The organism is Nocardiopsis ansamitocini, assembly GCF_030268225.1.
In the GTDB taxonomy this organism is placed as follows: domain Bacteria; phylum Actinomycetota; class Actinomycetes; order Streptosporangiales; family Streptosporangiaceae; genus Nocardiopsis_D; species Nocardiopsis_D ansamitocini.
Genome location: NZ_BSQG01000004.1, coordinates 434,699 through 459,597, shown reverse-complemented (window position 1 = coordinate 459,597; position 24,899 = coordinate 434,699). Strand labels below are relative to the sequence as shown.

At 71.4% G+C, this 24,899-nt stretch carries 19 protein-coding genes; 15 read left to right on the top strand and 4 right to left on the bottom strand.

Translation table 11 applies throughout. The features are described 5' to 3' along the window. Nucleotides 1-145: 145 nt before the first annotated feature. The 6 genes from QSJ59_RS14525 to treZ all read left to right on the top strand — a co-directional run bounded on the left by QSJ59_RS14525 (nucleotide 146) and on the right by treZ (nucleotide 8,789). On the top strand, nucleotides 146-1,435 hold the full coding sequence (locus tag QSJ59_RS14525; protein ID WP_285760064.1) for an ABC transporter substrate-binding protein: 1,290 nt from the start codon (nucleotides 146-148) through the stop codon (nucleotides 1,433-1,435). Beyond that, a complete protein-coding gene (locus QSJ59_RS14520) occupies nucleotides 1,432-2,340 on the top strand; it encodes a carbohydrate ABC transporter permease (protein WP_285760063.1) in 909 nt (302 codons plus the stop codon). Before QSJ59_RS14525 ends, QSJ59_RS14520 begins: the two co-directional genes overlap by 4 nt. Then, nucleotides 2,337-3,185: a carbohydrate ABC transporter permease gene (locus QSJ59_RS14515; protein WP_285760062.1), complete on the top strand. Its 849-nt coding sequence runs from the start codon at nucleotides 2,337-2,339 to the stop codon at nucleotides 3,183-3,185. Before QSJ59_RS14520 ends, QSJ59_RS14515 begins: the two co-directional genes overlap by 4 nt. 66 nt (nucleotides 3,186-3,251) lie before the next feature. Further along, nucleotides 3,252-5,618, top strand: coding sequence for a beta-xylosidase/alpha-l-arabinosidase (locus tag QSJ59_RS14510; protein WP_285760061.1), 2,367 nt, complete (start codon nucleotides 3,252-3,254; stop codon nucleotides 5,616-5,618). Nucleotides 5,619-5,701: 83 nt separating this feature from the next. Then, nucleotides 5,702-6,586, top strand: a complete 885-nt coding sequence (locus QSJ59_RS14505) for a putative RNA methyltransferase (protein WP_285760060.1) — start codon at nucleotides 5,702-5,704, stop codon at nucleotides 6,584-6,586. A 454-nt stretch (nucleotides 6,587-7,040) separates the two neighbouring features. Next, complete coding sequence (treZ, locus tag QSJ59_RS14500) at nucleotides 7,041-8,789, top strand: malto-oligosyltrehalose trehalohydrolase (protein WP_285760059.1); 1,749 nt, start codon at nucleotides 7,041-7,043, stop codon at nucleotides 8,787-8,789. 100 nt (nucleotides 8,790-8,889) lie between these two features. Here the strand turns inward: treZ and QSJ59_RS14495 are convergent, their stop codons facing one another. Next, complete coding sequence (locus QSJ59_RS14495) at nucleotides 8,890-10,281, bottom strand: GH1 family beta-glucosidase (RefSeq protein WP_285760058.1); 1,392 nt, start codon at nucleotides 10,279-10,281, stop codon at nucleotides 8,890-8,892. 205 nt (nucleotides 10,282-10,486) lie between these two features. Here QSJ59_RS14495 and QSJ59_RS14490 point away from each other — a divergent pair, with 205 nt between their 5' ends. From QSJ59_RS14490 to QSJ59_RS14475, 4 genes are all read left to right on the top strand, one after another. After that, nucleotides 10,487-10,621, top strand: coding sequence for a hypothetical protein (locus QSJ59_RS14490; protein ID WP_285760057.1), 135 nt, complete (start codon nucleotides 10,487-10,489; stop codon nucleotides 10,619-10,621). Continuing rightward, nucleotides 10,621-11,778, top strand: coding sequence for a YeiH family protein (locus tag QSJ59_RS14485; RefSeq protein WP_285760056.1), 1,158 nt, complete (start codon nucleotides 10,621-10,623; stop codon nucleotides 11,776-11,778). Before QSJ59_RS14490 ends, QSJ59_RS14485 begins: the two co-directional genes overlap by 1 nt. 237 nt (nucleotides 11,779-12,015) lie before the next feature. Further along, complete coding sequence (locus QSJ59_RS14480; RefSeq protein WP_285760055.1) at nucleotides 12,016-14,472, top strand: glycoside hydrolase family 9 protein; 2,457 nt, start codon at nucleotides 12,016-12,018, stop codon at nucleotides 14,470-14,472. A gap of 453 nt (nucleotides 14,473-14,925) precedes the next feature. After that, entirely contained in the window at nucleotides 14,926-15,609 is a 684-nt protein-coding gene (locus QSJ59_RS14475; protein WP_285760169.1) for a FadR/GntR family transcriptional regulator, read from the top strand. A gap of 16 nt (nucleotides 15,610-15,625) precedes the next feature. Here QSJ59_RS14475 and QSJ59_RS14470 read toward each other — a convergent pair whose 3' ends face one another. Next, entirely contained in the window at nucleotides 15,626-16,888 is a 1,263-nt protein-coding gene (locus QSJ59_RS14470) for an FUSC family protein (protein ID WP_285760054.1), read from the bottom strand. 167 nt (nucleotides 16,889-17,055) lie between these two features. On the opposite strand from QSJ59_RS14470, the gene QSJ59_RS14465 reads away from it, so the two are divergent. The 4 genes from QSJ59_RS14465 to QSJ59_RS14450 are packed head-to-tail and all read left to right on the top strand — an operon-like array spanning nucleotide 17,056 to nucleotide 20,144. Further along, nucleotides 17,056-18,093, top strand: a complete 1,038-nt coding sequence (locus QSJ59_RS14465) for an acyl-CoA dehydrogenase family protein (RefSeq protein WP_285760053.1) — start codon at nucleotides 17,056-17,058, stop codon at nucleotides 18,091-18,093. Further along, nucleotides 18,074-18,841: a PIG-L deacetylase family protein gene (locus tag QSJ59_RS14460; protein ID WP_285760052.1), complete on the top strand. Its 768-nt coding sequence runs from the start codon at nucleotides 18,074-18,076 to the stop codon at nucleotides 18,839-18,841. The genes QSJ59_RS14465 and QSJ59_RS14460 overlap by 20 nt, the downstream gene beginning before the upstream one ends. Then, entirely contained in the window at nucleotides 18,838-19,449 is a 612-nt protein-coding gene (locus QSJ59_RS14455) for an SAM-dependent methyltransferase (RefSeq protein WP_285760051.1), read from the top strand. The genes QSJ59_RS14460 and QSJ59_RS14455 overlap by 4 nt, the downstream gene beginning before the upstream one ends. Then, nucleotides 19,446-20,144 carry a glycosyltransferase family 2 protein gene (locus tag QSJ59_RS14450; protein WP_285760050.1) on the top strand — a complete coding sequence of 233 codons (699 nt, stop codon included), beginning with the start codon at nucleotides 19,446-19,448 and terminating at the stop codon, nucleotides 20,142-20,144. Before QSJ59_RS14455 ends, QSJ59_RS14450 begins: the two co-directional genes overlap by 4 nt. A 469-nt stretch (nucleotides 20,145-20,613) precedes the next feature. Here QSJ59_RS14450 and fdhD read toward each other — a convergent pair whose 3' ends face one another. Both fdhD and QSJ59_RS14440 read right to left on the bottom strand, forming a co-directional pair. Beyond that, nucleotides 20,614-21,441 (bottom strand): formate dehydrogenase accessory sulfurtransferase FdhD, encoded by an 828-nt coding sequence (fdhD, locus tag QSJ59_RS14445; protein ID WP_285760049.1) that lies wholly within the window; start codon nucleotides 21,439-21,441, stop codon nucleotides 20,614-20,616. Nucleotides 21,442-21,777: 336 nt separating this feature from the next. Further along, nucleotides 21,778-23,274, bottom strand: coding sequence for a polysaccharide deacetylase family protein (locus tag QSJ59_RS14440; RefSeq protein WP_285760048.1), 1,497 nt, complete (start codon nucleotides 23,272-23,274; stop codon nucleotides 21,778-21,780). 319 nt (nucleotides 23,275-23,593) lie between these two features. Between QSJ59_RS14440 and QSJ59_RS14435 the strand changes: the two genes are divergently transcribed. Next, nucleotides 23,594-24,586, top strand: coding sequence for an NAD-dependent epimerase/dehydratase family protein (locus QSJ59_RS14435; RefSeq protein ID WP_285760047.1), 993 nt, complete (start codon nucleotides 23,594-23,596; stop codon nucleotides 24,584-24,586). The last annotated feature ends 313 nt before the right edge of the window (nucleotides 24,587-24,899 follow it).

Sequence of the window (24,899 nt, the reverse complement as noted above, 5' to 3'; positions counted from 1 at the left end):
CCCGGGATTTTACGTGCTCGGAGCAGGAAAAGTGGCGCAGGGGAGTGGCGCAGGTCTCATTTTCCTATTGACGCGACTCGATTCCACCCGTACTTTCGGTTCTCAAAGTTTCGGGATAGTTACCGATAGTTTCTAAGGAGACGCCATGCGATCGGTCGCACGGACATCGGGGCGCGCGGCGGCTGCCGCGGCGCTGTCAGGGGTGCTGGTCCTCAGCGCCTGTTCCCCTCGGGGGGACGACGACCACGCGGGGATGGACGTCTGGATGTACCAGGACGATCTCGCCGTGGTCCAGGAGGCGGCGATCGAGGAGTTCAACACCGGCTCCACCGTCCACGCCCGGATGATCCCGGTACCCGGCGACGGCTACCAGGACAAGCTCCGCACCGCGATGGGCTCCGGTGACGTCCCCGACGTCTTCTTCAACTGGGGCGGCGGCAGCATCCGCCCCTACGTCGAGGCCGACAAGCTGCTGCCGCTGGACGACGCCCTGGCCGCCGACCCCGAACTCGCCGACGCGTTCCTGCCCTCGGTCATGGAGGCCGGACAGATCGACGGCGTGCAGTACGGCATCCCGTTGCGCGGAACGCAGCCGGTGATCCTCTTCTACAACAAGGACGTCTTCGCCGAGGCCGGCGTCGAGCCCCCGCAGACCTGGCAGGACCTCCTCGACCTCGTCGACACCTTCACCGAGGAGGACATCACCCCCTTCGCCCTGGCGGGCGCCGAGGGCTGGCCCCAGCAGATGTGGCTCCAGTACCTCGTGGACCGCCTCGGCGGCCCCGAGGTGTTCGGCCGCATCCAGGACGGCGACCCCGAGGGCTGGCGCGACCCGGTCGTGCTGGAGGCCGCCCGCACCGTGAGCGACCTCGTGGACCGCGGCGCCTTCGGCGACAACTTCGCCTCGGTCAACTACACCCAGGGCGGCGCACCCACCCTGCTGGCCCAAGGACGCGCCGCCATGCACCTCATGGGCTCCTGGGAGTACTCCACCCAGCTCAGCCAGGCTCCGGAGTTCGCCGAGGACGGACTGGGCTACCTCCCCTTCCCGGCCCTGCCCGACGGCGAGGGCGACCCGGCCAACGTGGTGGGCAACCCCACCAACTACTTCTCCGTCGGCGCCGACACCGATCACCCCGACGAAGCCGTGGCCTTCCTCAAACTGACATCGAGCCCCGACTACGTGCGCGACATGGTCGCCAACGGCGAGGTGCCCACCACCGCGAACGCCGCCGACCTGCTGGCCGACAGCCCCAGCCCCGACTTCGCCGAGTTCCAGTACCAGCTGGTCCAGGACGCCCCCGCCTTCCAGCTCTCCTGGGACCAGGCGCTGGAGAGCAGAATCGCCAACCCCATGAAGACCGAGATCCAGAAGCTGTTCAACGGCCAGAGCACCCCCGAGCAGTTCGTCGACGCCGTGGCGGCCCTGCGGTGACCACCGGGACCCGGCGCCCGCGCGGCCCCGCCACCGGGCGTCCGGGCGCCGTCTGGGCCCTCCCCGGCGCCCTCTTCTTCGCGCTCTTCGCCGTGGTGCCCATGGTGCTGGTGGCCTACCTGTCCTTCACCGACTGGGACGGTCTGGCCACCCCCGCGCCCACCGGCCTGGACAATTGGACGCGGCTGGTGGCCGACCCGGTGATGCGACAGGCCGTCGTCCTGAGCCTCGCGCTGACCGCCGCCACCTGGGCGGTACAGACTCCGATCGCGTTGCTGCTGGGGGTGTGGGCCGCCGGTCCCCAGCGCAACCGCGCCGTCCTCTCGGCGGTCTTCTTCTTCCCCCTGCTGTTGTCCTCTGCGGCCATCGCCGTCCTGTGGAAATCCCTGCTCGACCCCAACTTCGGCCCCGTCGCCCGCATCAGCGACGCCCTAGGCATGGGCAGCGGAAACATCCTGGGAACCTCGACCGGCGCGTTCACGGCCGTCGTCTTCGTCAGCGCCTGGCAGTTCATCCCGCTGCACGCACTGCTCTACCAGGGCGGCGCACGCCAGATCCCGGCCGTTCTCTACCAGGCGGCCGAAGTGGACGGCGCGGGGCGACTGCTGCGGTTCCGCCACATCACCCTGCCCCAGCTGCGCGCCACCATCACCACCTCCTCGGTGCTCATGGTGGTGGGCGCCCTCACCTACTTTGACACCGTGCTGATCCTCACCCAGGGCGGCCCCGGTACCGACACCACGATCGTTCCGTACCTGATGTTCTGGACCGGGTTCCGGGGCTACGAGCTGGGCTACGCCAGCGCCATCGCCTTCACCCTCGTGGTCGTGGCCACCACGGCCTCCCTGCTCATGGTCCGCCTCACCGGTTTCGGGGCGATGCGCAGCACCCGGGAGGGAATGTGAACCGCTCGTCCGCACCCCCCGCACCGCGACGCGCCCGCGCCAACCCGCTCGCGGGGCTCGGAGCCGCACTGTGGCTGCTGGTCGTGGCCGTGCCGCTGTACGCCATGCTCGTGGCCACCCTGCGCTCGCGTCCGGAGTACGCCCAGGCCAACCCGCTGACCCCGCCGACCCGGCCCACCGTCGACAACTACGTGCGCGCCATCGAGAACGGTTTCCTCGGTTTCGTCCTCAACACCGTCCTGATCACCGCGGGCGTCGTCGTCCTGGTCGTGTTCCTGTCCGCCACGGTCGGCTACGCGCTGGTGCGCTCGCGCACCCGCTTCAGCAGCGGCGTGTTCCGGCTCTTCCTCCTGGGCCTGGCCATTCCGGCCCAGGCGGTGATCATCCCGGTCCTGCTGATCATCAACCAGCTGGGCCTCAACGACACCCTGTTGGCCGTCATCCTGCCCACCGCCGCGTTCGCCCTGCCGGTATGCGTGCTCATCCTCACCGGCTCCATGCGCGACATCTCCGAGGAGCTCTATGAGGCGATGGCCCTGGACGGGGCCGGACAGTTGCGGGCCTTCGTGCAACTGGTCCTCCCGCTCAGCCGCTCGGGCCTGGCCACGGTCGCCGTCTACGCCGCGCTCCAGGCGTGGAACGGCTTCCTGTTCCCCCTCATCCTCATCACCTCGCCCGAGAAACGGCCCATCACCCTGGGCCTGTACGAGTTCCAGGGCCAGTACGGCACCGACATCCCCGGTCTGCTCTCGGCCGTCGTGCTCTCGGCCATTCCGATTCTGCTCCTTTACCTGGTGGCCCGGCGCTCCCTGGTCAACGGGCTGATGGGAGTGGGCGGCAAATAGGCCGACCGCGTGTGGTGAGACCAGCACCCCGGCCGGGGTGCCCCCAGCAAGCAGGAGGAGATCCGCATGACTTCGCCCCCGCACCACGCCGACCCGGTCGGCCGCCCCGCACCCTGGCGCGACGCCTCGCTGCCGGTGGCCCAGCGGGTCGGGGAACTCCTCGCGCGCATGACGCTGCGGGAGAAGGCCGCCCAGCTCTACGGCGTGTGGGTGGGAGCCGACGACTCCGGCGAAGGCGTCGCCCCCCACCAGCACGACATGACCGTCGAGCCTCCCGACCTCGACGCCCTCGTCGAGCACGGGCTGGGCCAGCTCACCCGGCCGTTCGGCACCACCCCGGTGGACCCCGCCATGGGGGCGCTGGCGCTGGCCCGCTCCCAGGAGCGCATCACCGCGGCCAACCGGTTCGCCATCCCCGCCATCGCACACGAGGAGTGCCTGGCCGGTTTCACCGCATGGACCGCCACGATCTATCCCGTCCCGCTCGCCTGGGGGGCGACCTTCGACCCCGACCTGGTGGAGCGCATGGCCGCCCAGATCGGCGCGAGTATGCGCTCCGTGGGTGTGCACCAGGGCCTGGCCCCCGTCCTGGACGTCACCCGCGACCCCCGGTGGGGGCGCACCGAGGAGACCATGGGGGAGGACCCCTACCTGGTCGCCACCCTGGGCACCGCCTACGTGCGCGGCCTCCAGTCCGCCGGTGTGGTGGCCACTCTCAAGCACTTCGTGGGGTACTCGGCCTCGCGCGGGGCCCGCAACCTCGCCCCCGCCTCGGTCGGGCCCCGCGAGACCGCCGACGTGCTGCTGCCCCCCTTCGAGATGGCCGTCCGCCACGGCGGCGTCCGCTCGGTCATGCACTCCTACGCCGACGTGGACGGGGTCCCGGCCGCGGCCGACCGCTCCCTGCTCACCGGGCTTCTGCGCGAGCGGTGGGGATTCACCGGAACGGTCGTGGCCGACTACTTCGGGATCGCGTTCCTGCGCACCCTGCACGGGGTCGCCGGCACCGACGCCGACGCCGCGGCACTGGCCCTGCAGGCGGGCGTCGACGTCGAACTGCCCACCGTGCACTGTTTCGGCCCCCCGTTGCTGGAGGCGGTGCGCACCGGGCTGCTGCCGGAGGCCGCGGTGGACACCGCCGTGCGCCGGGTGCTCACCCAGAAGTGCGAACTGGGGCTCCTGGACGAGGACTGGACACCACTGCCGGCCGCCGTATCCGCGGGAGAGCGCGGCAGCATCGACCTCGACCCGCCCGAGAACCGTGCACTGGCCCGGCGGGTGGCCGAGGAGTCGGTCGTGCTGCTGGCCAACGACGCCGCCGTACTGCCACTGGGTGCGACCGCCAGGATCGCCGTCGTAGGGCCCTTGGCCGACGACCCGAACGCGATGCTGGGCTGCTACTCCTTCCCCGCCCACGTCGGGACCCACCACCCCGAGGTGCCGCTGGGAGTGGAGGTGCCCACCGTTCTGGCCGCACTGCGCCGGGAACTGCCCCGCGCCGAGATCACCCACGCCGCCGGATGCGCGGTGACCGGTGACGACGAGACTGGCTTCGCCGCCGCGCTGCACGCGGCCGAGGAGGCCGACGTGTGCGTGCTCGTGCTGGGCGACCGCGCCGGCCTCTTCGGCAGGGGCACCTCGGGAGAGGGGTGCGACGCCACCGACCTGACGCTGCCCGGGAGCCAGGAACGCCTCGCCCACGCACTGGCCGCTACCGGTACCCCCGTCGTCCTGGTGCTGTTGACCGGACGCCCCTACGCGCTGGGCGGCCTCGCTCCGCGGGTCGCGGCGCAGGTCCAGATGTTCTTCCCCGGCGAGGAGGGCGGTCCCGCGCTCGCCGGCGTCCTGGGCGGGCGGGTCGCCCCCTCGGGTCGGCTCCCGGTGAGCGTTCCCCGCGGCCCGGGGGGTCAGCCCTGGACCTACCTCGCCGCACCGCTGGGACTGCGCAGCGAGGTGAGCGCCGTCGACCCGACCCCACTGCACCCCTTCGGCCACGGCCTGTCCTACACCCGGTTCGAGTGGACCGATCTCCGGCTCGCGGACGAGGAGGCGTCCACCGACGGAGAGCTGCGGCTGGGATGCGCGGTGCGCAACACCGGGGCGAGGGCCGGAACCGAGGTCGTCCAGCTCTACCTCGGCGATCCGGTGGCACGGGTGGCCCGCCCCCTGCGCAAACTGATCGGCTACGCCCGCGTCGCGCTGGAACCGGGACAGGAGCGCAGGGTCGAGTTCACGGTGCCCGCCGACCTGGCCGCCTACACGGGGCCCGAAGGGCGGGCGATCGTGGAACCCGGAGAACTGGTCCTGGAGCTCGCGGCCTCCAGCTCCGACATCCGCCATACCGTCCGCCCGCACCTGGTCGGGCCGGTCCGGGAGGTGGACCACACCCGCAGGCTCACCGCCCCCGTCACGGTGGCCCCGCCCCGCTCCTGAGCCGGGCGGGCCCCGCGGCCCCGCCCGTACGGATCGCCCGGCGTCCGCGCCGCCGCACGGCGGCGATAGCCTGAACGGCGATCATGGTGACCAACAGCGACGACCGACACCCCGCCGTCCTCGACCGGCTGCGCATTCCCGCCCCGGCGCTGGCCGCACTGGCCTGCCCGCACTGCGGGGGCGCCCTCGCGCCCGTGCGCAACGCCTTGGGCTGCGCGGCCGGGCACTCCTTCGACGTGGCTCGGGAGGGCTACGCCAACCTGCTCTCCGGCCGCCCGGTGGCCGGCGGCGGCGACGACCGCGACATGGTCCGCTCCCGCGCCGACTTCCAGCGGGCCGGACACTACGCCCCGCTCGCCGACCGGGTCGCGGCGGTGGCGGTCCGCTGCTGGCCGGGCGGGGTGGTCGCCGACATCGGCGCCGGGACCGGCTACTACCTGTCCGAGGTCCTCAACGCGCTGCCCGAGGCCGTCGGGGTTGCGGCGGACGCCTCCAAGTTCGCGCTGCGCCGCGCCGCCAAATGCCACGGGCGCGCCGGAGCGGTGGGCTGCGACGCCTGGCACGGCCTCCCGCTGGCCACCGGGGCGTTCGGACTGATCCTCAATGTCTTCGCGCCCCGCAACGGCCCCGAGTTCCACCGGGTGCTGCGTCCCGACGGCGCCCTCCTGGTCGTGACCCCCGCCCCGGGCCATCTCGCGCGGTTGCGCTCCCCCCTGGGGCTGATCGAGGTGGACCCGCGCAAGGAGGAGCGCCTGGCGACGAGCCTGGACACCCACTTCGCCCTGGAGAGCCGCGAGGACGTCGCCTTCTCCTTGGGGCTGAGCCGGGAGGAGGCCGTGGGGCTGGTCGCCATGACGCCCAGTGCCCGCCACACGACCCCGCAGGCATTGGTCGAGCGCGCAGCCGTCCTCACCGAACCGATCGAGGCCGCCGCCGCGTTCCACCTGTCGGTGTACCGACCCCGCTGACCTGCGGCGAGGCAAGGAAAGTGGGTGCGGCGCCCCGGCCTTCCCGCGATGACCGGAACCCAGGTACCGCGCTTCGGGCGCGGCGTCTCCTGCCACCGGGCGGAGCCGGACACGGGGGTGCCGGGTCGATCCGCAGCGACGACGCCTGGCCCGACGGTGCCGTCCACCCGCTCCCGCCGCTGCCCGCGGGCCCGGGTGGTACCGGTTGCGCCACCACGCCCGGGGTTCGACGCCCGGTCGGGAGGCCGACACCGCGGCCGTCGACGAAGATCGTGTCGACGCCTGCCTGTCGCAGCCGTGGCCGGCCCCGCCAACACCCTCGGCGGTGGTCCGGCCGGTCACCGGTACTCTCCGTCGACACGCGTCGTGCCGCGCCCGGGCCGGACTCCACTGTGGTGACGCTCGCCCTGCCCCATGGGCGTTACCGCCATCGCCGGAAGGGTAGTTAAGCGCCGTGACTACCACTGGAGCGGGACGTGTAAGGGTCTGGGCACCCGAGAGCGAGCGGGTTCGAGTGCGGGCGCTGGGCGCCGACCACCCCATGGAGGCGACGCAGGGCGGCTGGTGGCAGGCGCAGGTCCCGGGCCTTGAGGCGGGCGTCGACTACGCCTTCCTCCTCGATGACGACGACACCCCTTTGCCCGACCCCCGTTCGCTGTGGCAGCCCGACGGCGTGCACGGCCCCACCCGCCGCTACGACCACGGGGCGTTCGCCTGGACCGACGACGCCTGGACCGGGCGCCGACTGCCCGGCGTCGTCTACGAGCTGCACGTCGGCACCTTCACCCCCGAGGGCACCCTGGACGCCGCCGTCAGCAGGCTGGACCACCTCGCCGCGCTCGGGGTGGACTTTGTCGAGGTCATGCCGCTCAATGCTTTCGACGGCCACCACGGATGGGGGTACGACGGCGTGCTGTGGGGGGCGGTGCACGAACCCTATGGCGGTCCCGACGCCTTCAAACGGTTCGTGGACGCCTGTCACGCGCACGGCATCGCTGTCCTCCTCGACGTCGTCTACAACCATCTCGGCCCGTCAGGTGCCTACCTTCCCCGTTTCGGCCCCTACTTCAGCGGCGAGAACGCGTGGGGCCCCTCCCTCAACCTCGACGGCCCCGGCTCCGACGAGGTCCGCGCCTACGTCATCGACAACGCGCTGGGCTGGCTGCGCGACTTCCACCTGGACGGGTTGCGCCTGGACGCCGTGCACGCGCTGCGCGACACCCGGGCGGTCCCCATCCTCACCGAACTCGCCGCCGAGGTGGACGCGCTGTCCGCCGGGCTGGGCCGCCCGCTCAGCCTGATCGCCGAATCCGACCTCAACGACCCCCGCACCGTCACCGCACGCGAGGCGGGGGGCGTCGGGATGAGCGCCCAGTGGTGCGACGACCTGCACCATGCGCTGCACGCGGCGCTGACGGGGGAGGACCACGGTTACTACCGCGACTTCGCCGCCCCCGGCGTGCTGGCACACACCCTGTCCCATGCCTTCCTGCACGCGGGTACCTGGTCGTCCTTTCGCGGCCGAACCCACGGCGCCCCGGTGGACACCGCGCGCCTGCCCGGCCACCGCTTCCTCGCCTACCTGCAGAACCACGACCAGATCGGCAACCGCGCCGCCGGTGACCGCATGGCCGCGACCGTCTCCAGCGGCCTGCTGGGCTGCGGCGCCGCGCTCGTCCTGTGCTCTCCCTACACCCCGATGGTGTTCATGGGGGAGGAGTGGGGGGCCGGCACCCCCTGGCAGTTCTTCGCCTCCTTCCCCGATCCGGAGCTGGCCCGGGGTGTTCGCGAAGGACGCAGACGCGAGTTCGCCGCGCACGGCTGGGGCGAGGCCGACGTTCCCGACCCGATGGATCCGGCCACCCGGGACCGCTCGGTGCTGGACTGGGGAGAGCCGGAACGGGCTTCGCATCGCGCGGTGCTGGAGCTCTACCGCGTGCTCATCGCGCTGCGCCGTTCCCACCCCGAGCTTGCCGACCCGCGGCTGGACCGCTACCGGGTCACCGCCGACGCGGGCGGTCGGGTGTTGACAATCCATCGCGGCCGGGTGCGGCTGGTGTGCAACCTGGGTAACGAACCGGCCGCTGTGTCGCTGGACGCTCCGGCCGCCGACGTCCTGCTGGTCTGGGGCGGCGCCGAGGTGGACGGACGCGAGACGCGCCTGGGGGCGGAGTCCTTCGCGCTGTTGCGCGTCCAGCCGTAGTGCCCAAGGGCCCGCACCGGCGGTCATGGTCGGCGCGCCCCGGAACCGGTCCACCCGCTGTGCGGGGAGTGCGTTGCCGGAGCGCGCCGCGAAACGGCGGCTATCCGGTGGCTTCCCGCCGGTGGGCGGCGATCAGCTCCCGGTACCAGTGGTAGCTGTCCTTGGGCAGCCGCTCCAGGGTGTCGTAGTCGACCCGGACGATTCCGAAGCGGCGTTCGTAGCCGTACGCCCACTCGAAGTTGTCCAGCAACGACCACACGAAGTATCCGCGTACGTCGACGCCGGCCTTTATCGCCGCCGACAGCGCGCTCAGGTGGTCGCGCAGGTAGGCCACCCGGTCGGTGTCGTGCACCTTGCCGTCGGCGGCCACTTCGTCGGGTTCGGCGGACCCGTTCTCGGTGATCAGGATCGGCGGCAACCCCGGGTAGCGGCGGTCGAGGTCCACGAGCAGGTCGGTGAAGGCGTCGGGAACCACCGGCCAGTCCATCGTGGTGCGGCGGGGGCCCTCGATGGGCTGTTCGGGGGCCCGTACGTCCACGGCGGTGCGCAGCGCGGGGTCGGGCTCGTTGTGCGGTGCGTCGGCGACCATGATCGGTCGGTAGAAGTTCACCCCGAGGAAGTCCAACGGCGCACCGATGATGTCCAGGTCCCCCTCGCGGCGGAAGGAGCCGTCGGCCAGCGGGCCCCATACCTCGTCCTCGTTGGCGGGGTAGGCGCCGTTGAACAGCGGCTCCAGCCAGACCCGGTTGTGCAGGGTCTCGGCGCGGTCGGCCGCCGCGCGGTCGGCGGGGGAGTCCGAGGCGGCCAGGAGCCGGTCCAGGTTGAGGGTGATGCCGACCTCGGAGGCTCCCGCCGCGCGCAGGCGCCGGGTGGCCAGTCCGTGTGCCAGGAGCAGGTGGTGGGCGGCGGCCAGTGCGGGAGTGCCCTCGCGCGCTCCCGGGGCGTGGCGGCCCACGGCGTACCCGATGAAGGCCGAGCAGAACGGTTCGTTCAAGGTGATCCAGCGCCGCACCCGGTCGCCCAGGCCCTCGGCCACGATCGTCGTGTACTCGGCGAAGCGTTCGGCGGTGTCGCGCGAGCGCCAGCCGCCCGCGTCCTCCAGCGCCTGGGGGAGGTCCCAGTGGTAGAGCGTCGGAACCGGCTCGATCCCGGCCGCCAGCAGCGCGTCCACCAGGCGGTCGTAGAAGTCCAGGCCCTTGGGGTTGGCGGTGCCGGAACCGGTCGGCTGGATCCGCGGCCAGGCCACCGAGAAGCGGTAGGTGTCCACTCCCAGGTCGCGCAGCAGCGCGACGTCCTCGTGGTAGCGGTGGTAGTGGTCGCAGGCGACGTCGCCGTTGTGGCCGCCCAGGACCAGACCGGGGGTGTGGCTGTAGGTGTCCCAGATGGAGGGACCCCGTCCGTCGGCGGTGGCCGCGCCCTCGATCTGGTAGCTGGCCGTGGCCGCGCCGAACAGGAATCCTGCGGGGAAAGTGGGGAGGGGGTCCGTGGTCACGGCGGCTCCTGACGGTCGGGCGGCAAAGAATTAACCGGTTCAGCTCACCAGGGTAGGCGCCGCCCGGGGCTGGGTCGAGGGGAAGGACCCTTTGTTTCAGGGGGATTGCCGCGCTCTTTATCTATACTAAATCAGTAGGTTTAATATAAAATTGCGCTGTTCCGTGGTGCTCCGGCACCGTCCCTTTTCCTGTCGAGGACAACGCATGAGCAACGACGAACCCGAGAAGTCGGCCCCCGTCCGGCCGCGCATCAGTGAGGACTGGGCCGCCACCATCACCGGCCTGGTGCTGCTCGCCGCAGCCCTGGTCGGCCTCATCCCCGCAGGGCTGGTGCCCTGATGGCCGCCGAGGACGCCGGGGTGCGCCCCGGTGCGAAATCCGAGTCCGCGCAGATCGATCCGGCCCCCCGGCCGGCCTGGTACTGGGCGGTTATCGGGGTCGCCGTTGTCGTCGCACTGGCCGCAGCCACGCGCACCCTGGAAACGGTGGTGCCCGAGGCCGCCCAGGGCACCGCTCTCGGCGGCCTCGCCTCGGCGGTCGAGTATCCCGTCTACGCCATCATCCTCGGGCTGGTGGCCAACGCGCTGCTCAGCGTGGCGGGGCTGCGCGACCGGCTGGCCGGCGGCTTTCGCACCGAGTTCTTCATCAAGACCGGTCTGGTGCTGCTGGGTTCCACCGTCCTCTTCGACGTGATCGTGCGTTCCGCGGGGCCGGCGGTCCTCCAGGCCCTGGTCCTGGTCTCCTCGGTGTTCCTGTTCACCTGGTGGCTGGGCGGACGCCTCGGCCTGGACGACCGGCTGCGCGCACTGCTCGCCTCGGCGGTCTCCATCTGCGGGGTCAGCGCCGCCATCGCCGCGGCCGGGTCGGTGCAGGCGAAGAAGGAGCAGTTGGCCTACACCGCGAGCCTGGTCATCCTGTTCGCGGTGCCCTCCATCTTCCTGCTGCCCTGGCTGGTCGAGGTCATCGGGCTCAGCGACGCCCAGGCGGGGGCGTGGATCGGCGGCAACATCGACACCACCGCTGCGGTTGCGGCTGCCGGTGCCATCGTGGGGGAGGGGGCGCTGCAGATCGCCTCCGTGGTCAAGGCGACGCAGAACGTCCTGATGGGCGTGGTCGCCGTCGCCCTGACGGCCTACTTCGCCTTCGTGGTCGCCCCGCGAAGCGGTGCGGAGCCGGCCGCCGCGTCCGCGTCGTGGGGCCGCACGTTGTGGGAACGGTTCCCCAAGTTCGTGCTCGGATTCCTGGTGGCGTCGGTGGTCGCCACGATCTGGGCGGGAACGGTCGGGGAGGCCGCTCAGTCCGGGCTGGACACCGCCAAGGCGTTGCGCGACTGGTTCCTCATCGCGGCTTTCACCAGCATCGGTCTGGAGTTTCGGGTCGGGGCGCTCAAGGAGGCCGGCTGGCGTCCGATCGGGGTGTTCGCAGCGGCCACCGTTGTCAACCTGCTCCTGGGGCTGGCATTGGCGGTCCTGCTGTTTCGCGGGGTGGTGGTCTGACCTTTTCGGTCGGCGAAGTCCATCGCCGGAGGGCGTGGACGGAGGTCTTTGCCCCTGCGGCTCCATCGCGCACTCCTCGCGCGGTGGGGCCGCGGCCGCAGGGGGATGCTCACGCATTGACACGCTTTCGTAACCCTGGTTCTATGGCATAGATCACATAAATGGGAGCGCTCCCAAATGGTGATCCTTCCGCATCCGGCACCCCCTCATCGTCGGTCCCCCTGCGAAAGGACTCTCGTGTTCCGCGAACCCGGTAGACGAGCGCCACGTACCCTTACCGCCACCGCCCTCGCCTGTTCCGCAGTACTGGCCGGTGCCGCGCTCGTCGCGGCACCGGCTCACGCCGACGTCGGACCGATCGTCAAGGTCAACCAGGTCGGCTACTTCCCCGACGGCCCCAAGAACGCCACGGTGACCACCGACGCCGCGAGTCCGCTCGCCTGGGAGCTCAGCACCTCCTCCGGGACGGTTGTCGCGGAGGGCACGACCACGCCCCGCGGCTACGACCCCTCCACCGACACCCGGGTGCACAGCGTCGACTTCAGCGACTACACCGAACCCGGAAGCGGCTACCGGCTCACCGTGGACGGTGCGGCCAGCCACCCCTTCGACCTGGACACCGGTGCCTACGACGCCCTGCGGGTGGACGCGCTGTCCTTCTACTACCCCCAGCGCAGCGGGATCGAGATCCTCGATTCCGTCGCCCCCGGCTACGGTCGTGCCGCCGGTCACGTGGGCGTCGCCCCCAACCAGGGCGATATCAGCGTTCCGTGCGCACCCGGGACCTGCAACTACTCCCTGGACGTGTCCGGTGGCTGGTACGACGCGGGCGACCACGGCAAGTACGTGGTCAACGGCGGGATCTCGGTGCACCAGGTGATGAGCGCTTTCGAGCGCACCGGCGTGGCCGATGTCCAGGAGGGCGCCCTGGGCGACTCCACCCTGCGCGTGCCCGAGCACGGCAACGGGGTCCCCGACGTCCTGGACGAGGCCCGCTGGCAAATGGAGTTCATGCTGAAGATGCAGGTGCCCGCCGGGCAGCCGCGGGCGGGCATGGCCCATCACAAGATCCACGACGAAAACTGGACCGGGCTTCCCCTGATGCCCGCAGCCGACCCCCAACGGCGCTACCTCCAGCCGCCCTCCACCGCGGCCACGCTCAACCTCGCCGCCACAGCCGCCCAGTGCGCCAGGGTCTTCGAGCCCTACGACTCCGGGTTCGCCGCCGAGTGCCTGGACGCGGCCGAGACGGCCTGGACGGCGGCCAAGGCCAATCCGGCCGTCTATGCCCCCGCCGAAGGCCAGGGCGGCGGCCCCTACAACGACAACGACGTCACCGACGAGTTCTATTGGGCCGCGGCGGAACTGTTCATCACCACCGGCGCCCAGCAGTACCGCACCGAGGTCACCGCCTCGCCTTTGCACACCGAGAACGTGTTCCGCGACTTCGGCTTCGAGTGGGCCTCGACCGCCCCGCTGGCCCGGCTCCAACTCGCCACCCTGCCCAACGGCCTCGCCGACCGCGACCGTGTGCGTGCCTCCGTGGTCACCGCGGCCGACCGGGTGGTGGAGCTCGTCGACGACAGCCCATGGGGCCTGGCCTACGCCACCGAGGACGGAGCGTTCTACTGGGGCTCCAACAACCTGGTGATCAACAACCTGATCATCGCGGCCACGGCCTACGACCTCACCGGCGACGACGTCTACCGCGACACCGTCCTGCAGGGCATGGACTACATCTTCGGCCGCAACGCCCTGGGCCAGTCCTACGTGACCGGTTACGGGGAGAACGACGCGCGCAACCAGCACAGCCGTTGGTACGCCCACCAGCTCGACCCGAGTCTGCCCAATCCGCCGGACGGAACCCTGGCCGGCGGCCCCAACTCCCAGAGCTGGACCTGGGACGAGCTCGCCCATCAGGAATTGACCGGATGTGCGCCCCAGACCTGCTATCTCGACGACATCCACTCCTGGTCCACCAACGAGCTGACCATCAACTGGAACGCCCCGTTGTCCTGGATCGCCTCCTTCATCGCCGACCAGGGGCAGGGCGGTGACGACCCGGGCAGTGGGGACACCACCGCGCCCACCGTTCCGGGGGCTCCGGTCGCCTCCGGGATCACCGGCCAGGGCGCCGTCCTGACCTGGGACGCCTCCACCGACAGCGGAGGAAGCGGCCTGGCCGGCTACGACGTCTACCGGGTGACCGGCTCCGGCACCGAACTGGTCGGCTCGCCCACGGCCGCTTCCCTCACCCTGACCGGCCTCACTCCCGACACCGGCTACACCCACCGCGTGGTGGCGCGCGACCGGGCCGGCAACCGGTCCGCAGCCGGGGCCGACGGAACGTTTCGCACGGTTGCGGGAGGCGGCGATTCCGCGTGCCGAGTCGCCTACACCGCCAACACCTGGCAGGGTGGGTTCACCGGCTCGGTCCGTCTGACCAACACCGGTGACACCCCCCGCTCCGGCTGGCAACTCACGTTCGCCTTCGCCGCGGGCCAGACCCTGACCAACGGGTGGAACGCCCAGTGGTCCCAATCCGGGAACACGGTGACCGCCACCTCCTTGGCCTGGAACAACACGCTCGCACCGGGAGCCTCCGTGGACCTGGGATTCAACGGGGCCTGGTCGGGGTCCAACCCCGCCCCCACCGGGTTCACCCTCAACGGCGCCACCTGCGCCGTCGCCTGACGGCCCGGCGCGGGCCCCTCCCCTCCACAACACATGGAGGGCGGTCGCAAGGGCCCGCGCCGGGTTCACCCCCGTCATCCCGCCCCGGACGGGTGGTCCGCCGTCGCACCACCGGTCTCCACGCATTCGATTCTTCCGGTCTGTCCGGTGCGGTCACACCCCGTGCGGCCGGGTTGCCGACGCTTTCCGGTTCCGGTCTGCCCCGGTGATCGTTGTCCGTCGGAAAACACCACTGCTGCTCCGAGATATTCGCCGGCTTCCGGGGAAGTCGCCCCAGGGCGTCGGGGAGCGATTGCGAAGCGCGTCCCTCTTCGCACCGGTGGTGCCAGTATGTGCAGCAGAGAAATCGGTCGGACCGGGCGGGTGAGGCGCGGCCGGTCCGACCCGAGAAAGGGAGCCACAGTGACGATCCCCGAACGCGTGCGGTCGACCGAGGCCGACGACGCCGAGCGGATGCCGGTCACCCAGCGGGCGATCGAGCGGATCAAGTCGATGATCGCCGAGGGGGCGCTCGGTCCCGGCCAGCGTCTGCCCACCGAGCGCGAGCTCTCGGCGGAGATGGGACTGTCGCGCAGTTCGATGCGCGAGGCGATCCGGGCCCTGATCACCCTGGGCGTTCTGGAGGCCCGGCACGGAGCCGGCGTCTATGTCACCGCGCTGCGGCCCGCCGACCTGCTGGAGACGTTTTCGGTGCTGGCCGAGATCTCGCACGGCCAGACCCTGGTCGAGGTGCTCCAGGTGCGCCGCATGCTCGAACCGGCCGCCACCGCGCTGGCCGCTGCTCGCGCCACCGACGACCAGCTGCGCCACCTGGCCGGCCTGCTCGACCGGATCGGCCACGGCACCAGTGTGGGGGAGACGGTCTCCGCGGACCTCACCTTTCACCAGGCCATCGTGGCCAGCACCAACAACGCGACCCTGGCCGCGATCAACGGGGGGCTGTCGTCGCACACGTTCAACGCGCGGGTGTGGCGCGGCCACCGGGAGGAGGGGATGACCGTGCGCCTGCGCGAGGACCACGAGCGCATCTACCGGGCGCTGCTGGCGCGCGACCCCGATGCCGCACGGGCCGCGGCCACCATGCACATCCTCGAGGTGGAGAACTGGTTGTGCGCCCACCTGGACGATTTCGGGTAGTCGACCGCCTGGAGATCTACTTTGTAAAGGTGGTGGATTCCGTCGAACCGTCGTCGCACTCCGATCTTCCCAGGGCCTGGTCCACGCACTGCTGCAATAGGTCGCAGGTGTACTGGAACTCGTCCATGAGCCGGGTCGCCTCCACCATCAGGATCCCGTAGGGCCGGGTGTGGTCGGCGAGCGGTAGGGACCCGTTCTCGGTTTCGTCGCTCAGGAGGGTGCGGCACTCCTGCGCCCTCTCCGCCTGCGCGCACAGGTGCCGGGCCTGCTCACGCAGCCGGTCCTCGTCGAGCTCGCTGAGCAATCGGGTGATCTCGCCCGTCGCCGCGAGGAGGTCGCCGTAGCCGCGCACGAACGCGCGGTGGTCCGCTCCGCGCTCGTCCTCCCAGCGCGCCTGGTCCAGCCCGAGCGTCACCGAAACCAGCTGGCGCGCGACCCGGTCCAGTGCTTCGACCAGGGCGGCGTAGCCGGTGAAACTGGTGTGCCCCCGGTGGCGCCGCAGGAATCCCCGGGGGTTGAGGTAGACGCTCTCCTGCGCCGTCTGCACGCCGGAACGGGCCTGTTCCACCAGCGTTTGCATCCGTTCGGCCCGGGTGCGCCACTGGTCCGTGGAGTCGGGGTCCAGTGAGTCCTCGCTGAGCGAGGGGTGGATGTCGCCGACGAGGTCGCAGAGGGCGTGTGCCAGGGAACGGATGCCGTATTCGGCGCTCCGGTACCGCATCGGCGGAAAGACCAGCAGGTTCACCAGGATCCCCACCGCACAGCCGATGAGCACCAGCACGATGATCTGGCCGAGCTGGGTGAGGCGTTCCACGGTTCCGGTGGTGCTGACGTAGGTGGAGAAGGCGAAGAACGCGGCGGTCGCCACCTGGGAGCCCTGGGTGCCCAGCGCCGACCAGCGGCCGATCACCAGAGCGACCAGGGTCACCAGTACGAAGGCGGCCATGTCCGGGTTGACAGCGAACCCGATCAGTCCCTGCAAGGCCACGCCCGCGGCCACCGCCGCCACGTACCGCAGCGACTGCGCCACCGACTGGTAGACCGTCACCTGCATCATCAGCAGCGCCGAGAACGGTGCGAACGCAGCGGAGGACGCCTGCATCAGGTGGTAGGCGATCAACCAAGACACGCTCGCGGCCAGGGTGCTTTTGCCGATCGACAGCAGCGTGTGGCGTTCGTGGCTCTCCGAGCCCGCCGCGCGCCGCAACCACTGCTTCGACCTGGCCCAGGGGCCCTGTTCCGCCACCCATGTCCGCCGCCCGGGCACGACCTGCGCCATCGCTCGCTCCTTCTTCCCCGATCGAACATCCGTTCCTGCCGCGCTACCCCGATCGACGCGGTCCTCCCATGATCGGTCCACTCGACGCCGCATGTCCGTGCCCCGAACCGTTTGCCCCACAGGCTCAGGGGCAGTGGGGCACCGCCGACACAGGGGAGGGCGCAGCCGTGACCGAATCGGCCAACAGCCACCAAATCGCGGCCGGTGCCGGTCACACCGCGCTGCCCGACCACGCTCGAACCGTCGCCGCAGCGTTGGCCGAGGAGATCCGCAGGGGCGGACTGGACCTCCCGCTCCCCGGCAAGGGCCGAACCTGGCAGCGTTGGGAACGGCTGCGCGATCTCGGTCGCCGCGACCTGTCCTTGGCCCGCCTGGCCGAGGGGCATACCGACGCGGTGGCCATCCTCGACGAACTCCACGGTCCCGATCCCGGACCGGGCACGCTGTGGGGGGTCTGGGCCGCCCATCCGCCGGGGCCCGACCTGCACGCCCGTCGTGACGGCGGGAAATGGCGGGTGGACGGGGTCAAACGCTTCTGCTCCGGCGCGCGGATATGCACCCACGGCCTGGTCAGCGCGTTGGTCGAGGGGGAGGGCCGCCGACTGTTCGCGGTCCTTACCGACACCGTCGTCGCCGACCCCCGAACCTGGGCGGCCTGCGGGATGACCGCCAGCGACACCCTGACGCTCGTGTTCGACGCTGTCCCGGCCGAGCCGGTCGGCGCCCCGGGCGACTACATCGGGCGCCCGGGCTTCCACCACGGCGGAATCGGAGTGGCCGCGTGCTGGTACGGCGGCGCACTGGCCCTGGCCCGCCCGCTCGTCGAGCGCGCGGCGGCCGGCCGGGCCGATGCCCACGCACTGGCGCGCATGGGGGCCGTCGACCGCGACCTGCACGCAGCGGAGGCGGTCCTGCGCCTTGCCGCCCACGAGATCGACGCGGACCCCCATGACCTGGCGGGCGGCGCCGCCCGCCGAACGCTGCGCGCCCGGGCAGTGGTCGCCGCGACGTGCGCCTCCGTCCTCGCCGACGCCGGCAGCGCGCTGGGCGCCGGCCCCTTGGCCGCGGACCCCGAATACGCCCGCGCCTGCGCGGACCTCCCCGCCTACCTGAGCCAACACCAGAACGACCGCGCGCTGGAGACGCTCGGCTCGCTCGCCACCAACCGGGAAAAGGAGACGGCCAATGGCCACGGGAATGGGTGACCGCGATCCCGCGCACCCCATCGATGCTCGCGGAACCGCTGAGGAAGACTGGCGCGCCTGGCCCGACCTCGCACAGTTCCCCCTTCTCGACCTCGACGGCGTACGCAGTGTGGTCGTGGTCGCCCCGCACCCCGACGACGAGGTGCTCGGCTTCGGCGGGAGCCTCGCCCTGCTGGCCGAGGCGGGAGCCCGGTTGCGCATCGTGGCCGTCACCGACGGCGAGGCGTCGCACCCGAACAGCCCGACCCTCGCCCCGGGCGAACTCGTCGCCCGCCGCTCCGCCGAGCGCGCCGAGGCGCTGCGCTGTCTGGGAGCGGAGTCCGCCGAGGTGGTCAAACTGTCCATCCCCGACGGATCGGTGGGAGCGGCCCAGGCCGAAGTCGCGACCCGGCTCAACGCCCTGTGCTCCGGCTTCGACCTGTGCCTGGCCCCGTGGCCGGGCGACCTGCACCCCGACCACGACGCCACCGGGCGCGCCGCGGAGGCGGCGGCCGTTGCGGCGGGTACCCCCCTCGCCCACTACCCGGTGTGGATGTGGCACTGGGCCGTCCCCGGGCAGGGCGAGGTCCCCTGGCACGACGGGAGGCGCATCGACCTCCCCGCGAACATCCAGCGCCGCAAGGCCGAGGCGGTCAACTGCTTCACCACCCAGATCGCACCGTTGAGCGAACACCCCGACGACGCCGCGATCCTGTCCGAACAGATGCTCGCCCACTTCGACCGCCCCACAGAAATCGTGTTCCGATGACACTCGGTGCCACCTACTTCGACGACGCCTACGCCCGCTCCGGCGACCCATGGGGGTTTCGCACCCGCTGGTACGAGCGCCGCAAACGAGCGCTCACCCTGGCGTCGCTGCCGCGCGAACGCTACCGGCGGGGGTTCGAACCGGGCTGCTCCATCGGCGCACTGACCCGGATGCTCGCCGCGCGCTGCGATTCCCTCGTGGCCTGGGAGGGCGCAGAAACGGCGGTCGTCCGAGCCCAGGAGCACCTACGGGGTGCGGAGCACGTGCACCTCGCCCAAGGGCGGATCCCCCAGGACTGGCCGAGCGGCGACTTCGATCTGGTGGTGCTCTCGGAACTGCTCTACTACTTCGACGGCACCGATCTGGACGCGGTGCTGTCCCGGACCGTTTCCGCACTGCGGCCCGGAGCGACCCTCCTGGCGGTGCACTGGCGCCACGAGGTCGTCGAACATGTTCGCACCGGCGACGACGTCCACGCCGCGCTCGGTTCCCTTCCGGGCCTGGTCCGCGTCGTCGGCCACGTCGAAACCGACTTCGTGCTCGACGTCTTCGAGGCCCCTGGCCCGGGCGGCGCACGTTCGGTCGCCCAACGCGAGGGGCTGGCGTGATCCAGACGGTCGCCGTGGTGGTCCCGGCCAACGACGAGGCCCCGCGCATCGAGCGGTGCCTCCGCGCGATTGCCGACGCGCTGGCCGCGAGCCCCCTCGCGCCCGACCGTTGTCACCTGGTCGTGGTCGCCGACGACTGTCGCGACGCCACGGCGGCCCTCGCCCGGGCCCGCGGCGCCCACGTACTCGAGGTCGCACACCGCAGCGTCGGGGCCGCGCGGGCCACGGGGATGCGCTACGCGCTGGGCCGTTCCGGCGCCCACCCCGCGCATGAGATCTGGCTGGCCACCACCGACGCCGACAGTGTCGTGCCCCGTCGCTGGCTGACCGCGCAACTGGGGTACGCCGCGGCCGGCTGGGACGCGGTGGTGGGCACAGTGGCCGTGGCCGACTGGTCGCGGCGCCCCCCGGGACTGGCCGAGGCGTTCGCGCGCCAGTACGACGCGCACCGGGAGGAGCATCCGCACGTGCACGGGGCCAACCTCGGGGTGCGGGCATCCGCCTACCTCGACGTCGGCGGGTTCGCCCCGCTGGCCCGTGCCGAGGACCACGCACTGGTGGCCGGACTCGGTGCCCGCGGTCATCGCATCCGGCGCCCCGTCGATCTCCCCGTCCGCACCTCGGCCCGATCCGCCCCCCGAGCGCCCGGGGGATTCGGTGACCGGCTCACCGACATCGCGGCGGGGATCGGATAGCCGTCGACGGCACCGCCTGTATCGGCAAGGACGCCCCCGGTCAGTGCTCCAGGGGCCCGGCCGCGTCGATGGCTTCGGCCGGTGCGCGGACCGGGGCCTACCCGGAGCACCTGTCAGGGGCTCCAGGCCCATGCGCCGACCCGGTCCGACCGCACGGCCGGGAGAGCACGCCACAGCGGCAGCTGCGCCGGGTCCTCGTGGGCGGCCTTGCCGGGGCGGGCGTCCTGGAGCGGTTCCGCGTGGCCACGTCCTGAAATCGCGAGCGGCCATGCGCGGAGCTCGTCATCGTCGTGCCCGCGTCCGGTCCTGCGCCTTTGCGGAGCAGCCGAGAACGCGCGGCGGCCATGCGCGCCGGACAGTCGGGCAGCTCCGCAACCGCCCACTCCGAAACGGGAGCGAGCGCGCAGATGTGCGCTTTTCATCGGGCACCGTGCCCCGGCCTCTTGCCGCATTCCTGTTCCGACAGCGCTCAGCCGACGAACACGCGCTCGCGCCCCGCGTAGACGTTCATCGACTCGCCCCTCAAAAAGCCCACCAGGCTCAGCCCGGAATCCGCTGCCAGCTCCACCGCCAGCGAACTCGGCGCCGAGACCGCTGCCAGCAGGGGGATGCCCGCCATCAGGGCCTTCTGCGCCAGCTCGAACGAGGCCCGCCCCGACACCAGCAACCCGGTGCCCGACAGCGGCAGCCCGCGCTCGCGCGTCGCCCACCCGACCAGCTTGTCCACGGCGTTGTGGCGGCCCACGTCCTCGCGCACGGCCAGCAGTTCGCCCTCGGGGGTCACCAGCGCCGCCGCGTGCAGGCCGCCGGTGCGCTCGAACACGCGCTGCGCTTCGCGCAACCGGTCCGGCAGGGCGGCCAGGACCGAGGTGGAGAAGCGCACCGGGTCGCCGTCCACCGGGAACCGGGCGATGGTGCGCACCGCCTCCAGACTCGCCTTCCCACACACCCCGCACGAGGACGTCGTGTAGAAGTTGCGCTCCAACGACAGCTCCGGCACCGTCACCCCGGGGGCCAGCACCACGTCCAGCACGTTGTAGGTGTTGGACCCGTCGTCCGTCGCCCCCGCGCAGTAGCGGATCGAGTGGACCTGCTCGGCTTCGGTGACCACGCCCTCGCTCACCAGGAACCCGGTGGCCAGTTCGAAGTCGTGCCCCGGTGTGCGCATGGTGACCGCGAGTGCCCGACCGCCCAGGCGGACCTCTAGCGGCTCCTCCACGACGAGGGAGTCCAGCCGTTCGCCCGACTCCGCCCCCTTGATCCGCCACACCTTGTCCCGGACCGTGACTCGACCCATTAGTCTCGCCGCCCTCCCGCATCGTTGCTTGCCCTCCCATCATGCAGGCCGATCGTGTCTGACCGAACCGCCAGGTCGCGACGGTCCCCACAGTGGCCCGATCGGAGACGGTCACGGGCGACCGATGGCGCGGTTGCGGGGGAAGCCGGTCCAAGGACGGCATCGGCGACGCGGGACAGAGGCGAACGGCTGTGGACCAGTGGAACGCATACAGCCGGGTCCGGGAACGGGCGGCCGGGGCGCGGGCCCCCGATTTTGCCGGGCACGCTCTTCCCCGGCGAAACGCCCGTGCTCACCCGACCGATGCGCAGCTGATCCGCTCCTCACGACGAGCGGTCACCCCTCGGGCGTCGGCCGGTCGAGCCGGTTGTAGGCGGTGCCCGGGGCGAGGTCCTGACCGCCGAAGAGATGGGAGACCGTCACGAAGTGGTAGCCCTTGGCGCGCAATCCTCGCAACACCTGGGGGATCGCGTCCACGGTGGGGCGGTGGATGTCGTGGAACAGCACCACGCTGCCGGGGGTCGTGTCGGCGATCGCGCTCTTGACGGTCTTGGCGGAGTCGCGGTGCTGCCAGTCCAGGGTGTCCACGTCCCACATGATCATCGGCAGGCCCACGTGCTTCTGGGCGTTGGCGTCGTGGGCCCCGTAGGGCGGTCGCAGGGTGGGTGTGTCCGCCCCGGTCGCCTCCCGCACCGCTTTGCTCGTGCGGGCGATGTCGGCCGCGACGGCCTTCCCGGAAAGACGGGTGAGGTCGTCGTGCTTCCAGGTGTGGTTGCCCAGCTCGTGGCCTTCCCTGGTCGCGCGTCGGAGCACGTCCTTGTTGTCGGCCACGAGTTCGCCCAGAACGTAGAACGTCGCGGGCGCGGAGTACGCGGCGAGGTGGTCCAACAGCAGTGCTGTGTCGGGACCGGGGCCGTCGTCGAAGGTCAGCGCCACGCACGCGACGCGGGAGCAGTCCATGGTGTGGGTGGGGGCCTTCTCCTTCCCCGGAACGGGAAGCACGGCTTTTCCGGTGGCCGACTTCTGGGCCCGCAGCCCGAACTCCGAGAGCAGTCCGGCGCTTTGGGGCACGGTGATCTGGACGTCGTCGGAGCCGGCGACCTCGCCTGGGCTGAGGCTGACCACGAGGTCGCCGGCCGCGGTGAAGCCGAGATCCTCCAACGGGGAACCCTTGTGCTTGTCGGCGTCGGCCCACGCGACCGTGGCGTCCACCGGAGAGGGCGACGGCGAAGCCGCCCTGCTCGGTGTCGCAGAGGCCGGGGAGGAGGGCGCGGACAGACCCGCGGGAAGGGCATCGGAGGCGACGTCGTGCTCACTGATCAGAAGACGCGCGACCCGGTCGCCGAGTTCGCTGATCGCCGGTTCGCCGTCGAGTAGCGCCGTCCAGGGCAGCGCGAGCTTCGTGCGGCCGTCGTACCAGCGTGTCGTGGCGTTGCTGCGGCCGGAGTCCCCGTTCTTCTCCTGGGCGACCAACCGCGCCCCCATGACGTCGGCGGAGGCCGCGAGCAGGTGGGTCTCCTGGACCAGGGTGGCGTCCTTGGACCCGTTGGAGAGGAACGCCGTCTCCAGTTCGGCCATCGTCGTGCGGATCTCCAGGGTCAGCGGGTGGGCGCCGGGCAGGAAGGGGTAGCGGGCGGTCGTCGCGATTCCGTCGGCGGTGACGACCTCCTCCCGCTGGTCGAGGTCGGTGAGTGCGCTGGTGCTCACCAGTCGCAGGCCCGGTGGCAGTGCCTCCTCCGGGGCCGGAGTGGAGCAGGCGGCCAGGACGCACAGCGTCGCGACCGCTACTGCGGCGGCCGGACGGTGACTGCGGGAAGTGGAGTGTGAGAGCACGGCGCATCGACCTGTCGGTGGGTGACGGAGAAACCCGCCTGTGCGGCCCCGGCACGGGAAGCGGCCGGGGAAACAGAAGGCATGCCGAAAGTACGATTTCTCATCACTCTGTGCAATCAGAATGTGTGTGTTTTGGCGATAATTGGTGTGCTTTGGGACTCCTCGTGAGGCAATCGTTAATCGCTGAACAGGTACTTCTTGCCCCGGTCGCGGGAGGGGGCGATTGCGGGACACGCCTGCTGGCTACCGCAGCGAGGTTGCCCTGCGTAGTTGAATGGCCTTTCGGGGCGGTGTTTCTGCGGTGGGAGGCGGTCGGCGCATGAAGGTGCTGGTGACGGGTGGAGCGGGTTTCATCGGTTCCCATCTGGTGGACCACCTGCTCGATCTGGGCCGTGAGGTGGTGATCCTGGACGACCTGTCCACCGGAAACCCCCTCAACCTCGACCGGGCGCTGCGCGATCCGCGCCTCGACGTCGTCCAGGGCTCGGTGCTGGATCCGCACTCGCTCGACCGCGCGATCGCCGGTTGCGACACCGTCTACCACCTCGCCGCACCCGTGGGCGCGCTGCTGGTCGCCCCCGCCCCCTTGCAGGTGCTGCGGGTCAACACGGTCGGTACCGAACGGGTGCTCGCCGCGGCGCTGGAACACGACTGTTCCGTGCTGCTGGCCTCCACCGCCGAGGTCTACGGCCGCAGCCAGGGAGAGCCCCTGCGCGAGAGCGACGACCGCATTCTCGGCCCCGACCGGACGGGCCGTTGGTGCACCGCCGTGGCCAAGGGACTGGCGGAGTTCCTGACCGCCCGCTACCACCACGAGTTCGGACTGCCCACGGTCAGCGTCCGACTCTTCGACGTGGCCGGACCGCGACAGAGCGCCCGCTACGGAATGGTCCTGCCGACCTTCGTCGAGCAGGCCCTCCAGGGCCGCCCGCTGACCGTGCACGGCGACGGTTCCCAACGCCGTTGTTTCTGTTCGGTGCACGACGTCGTGCCCGCTTTGGTGCGCCTGGTCCAGCAACCCGGCGCGTACGGACGCGCGGTCAACCTCGGCGCCACCGAGCAGACCAGCATCCTGCACCTGGCCCAACGGGTCCGCACGGTGACCGGCTCCACCTCCGACCTGGTCACCATCGACCACGAGATCGCGCGCGGCCCCGGCTACGTCGAGGCCGGGCACCGGGCCCCCGACACCGGCCTGGCCCGCGCACTCATCGGGTGGGGGGCGACCACCGACCTCGACGCGATCATCGAGTCCGTCGTGCGGGAGAGGAGAACGGTGGCGGAGCTCATCGACAGCGCAGCCATGGTCTGAACAGGGTGAGGGCCGGTGCGGTCGCGCTGCGCGCCGCGGGCGGCACCGGGCACAAGAAAATCACTTGTCCGCGGATGCCGTCCCCGTTACCGTTGAAGACGTGAAGTGACGACATCGAGACCGCCCGCGTCCGTGGCGCTCCCGCTCCGCGTTCCGGTGGCGGTCGAGCAGGCCCGGCGGGCACAACCGAGACCCCTGTCCGGTGTGGGCTCGGTGTCGTCCCTTCTATGCCTCGGCACGGTCCGCGTGTGCGGCCGGGCCGTGCCGAATCGGACGATTCCGTGCTCGCAGGTGCGAGCCCCATGGCCCACCG

Bases quoted from the DNA above. Each gene is read 5' to 3' on its own strand.
- QSJ59_RS14510 (WP_285760061.1), top strand. From the start codon at position 3,252: ATGACTTCGCCCCCGCACCACGCCGACCCGGTCGGCCGCCCCGCACCC.
- QSJ59_RS14490 (WP_285760057.1), top strand. From the start codon at position 10,487: ATGAGCAACGACGAACCCGAGAAGTCGGCCCCCGTCCGGCCGCGCATC.
- QSJ59_RS14460 (WP_285760052.1), top strand. From the start codon at position 18,074: ATGGCCACGGGAATGGGTGACCGCGATCCCGCGCACCCCATCGATGCT.
- QSJ59_RS14475 (WP_285760169.1), top strand. From the start codon at position 14,926: ATGCCGGTCACCCAGCGGGCGATCGAGCGGATCAAGTCGATGATCGCC.
- fdhD (WP_285760049.1), bottom strand. From the start codon at position 21,441: ATGGGTCGAGTCACGGTCCGGGACAAGGTGTGGCGGATCAAGGGGGCG.
- QSJ59_RS14525 (WP_285760064.1), top strand. From the start codon at position 146: ATGCGATCGGTCGCACGGACATCGGGGCGCGCGGCGGCTGCCGCGGCG.
- QSJ59_RS14435 (WP_285760047.1), top strand. From the start codon at position 23,594: ATGAAGGTGCTGGTGACGGGTGGAGCGGGTTTCATCGGTTCCCATCTG.
- QSJ59_RS14455 (WP_285760051.1), top strand. From the start codon at position 18,838: ATGACACTCGGTGCCACCTACTTCGACGACGCCTACGCCCGCTCCGGC.
- QSJ59_RS14470 (WP_285760054.1), bottom strand. From the start codon at position 16,888: ATGGCGCAGGTCGTGCCCGGGCGGCGGACATGGGTGGCGGAACAGGGC.
- QSJ59_RS14505 (WP_285760060.1), top strand. From the start codon at position 5,702: ATGGTGACCAACAGCGACGACCGACACCCCGCCGTCCTCGACCGGCTG.
- QSJ59_RS14485 (WP_285760056.1), top strand. From the start codon at position 10,621: ATGGCCGCCGAGGACGCCGGGGTGCGCCCCGGTGCGAAATCCGAGTCC.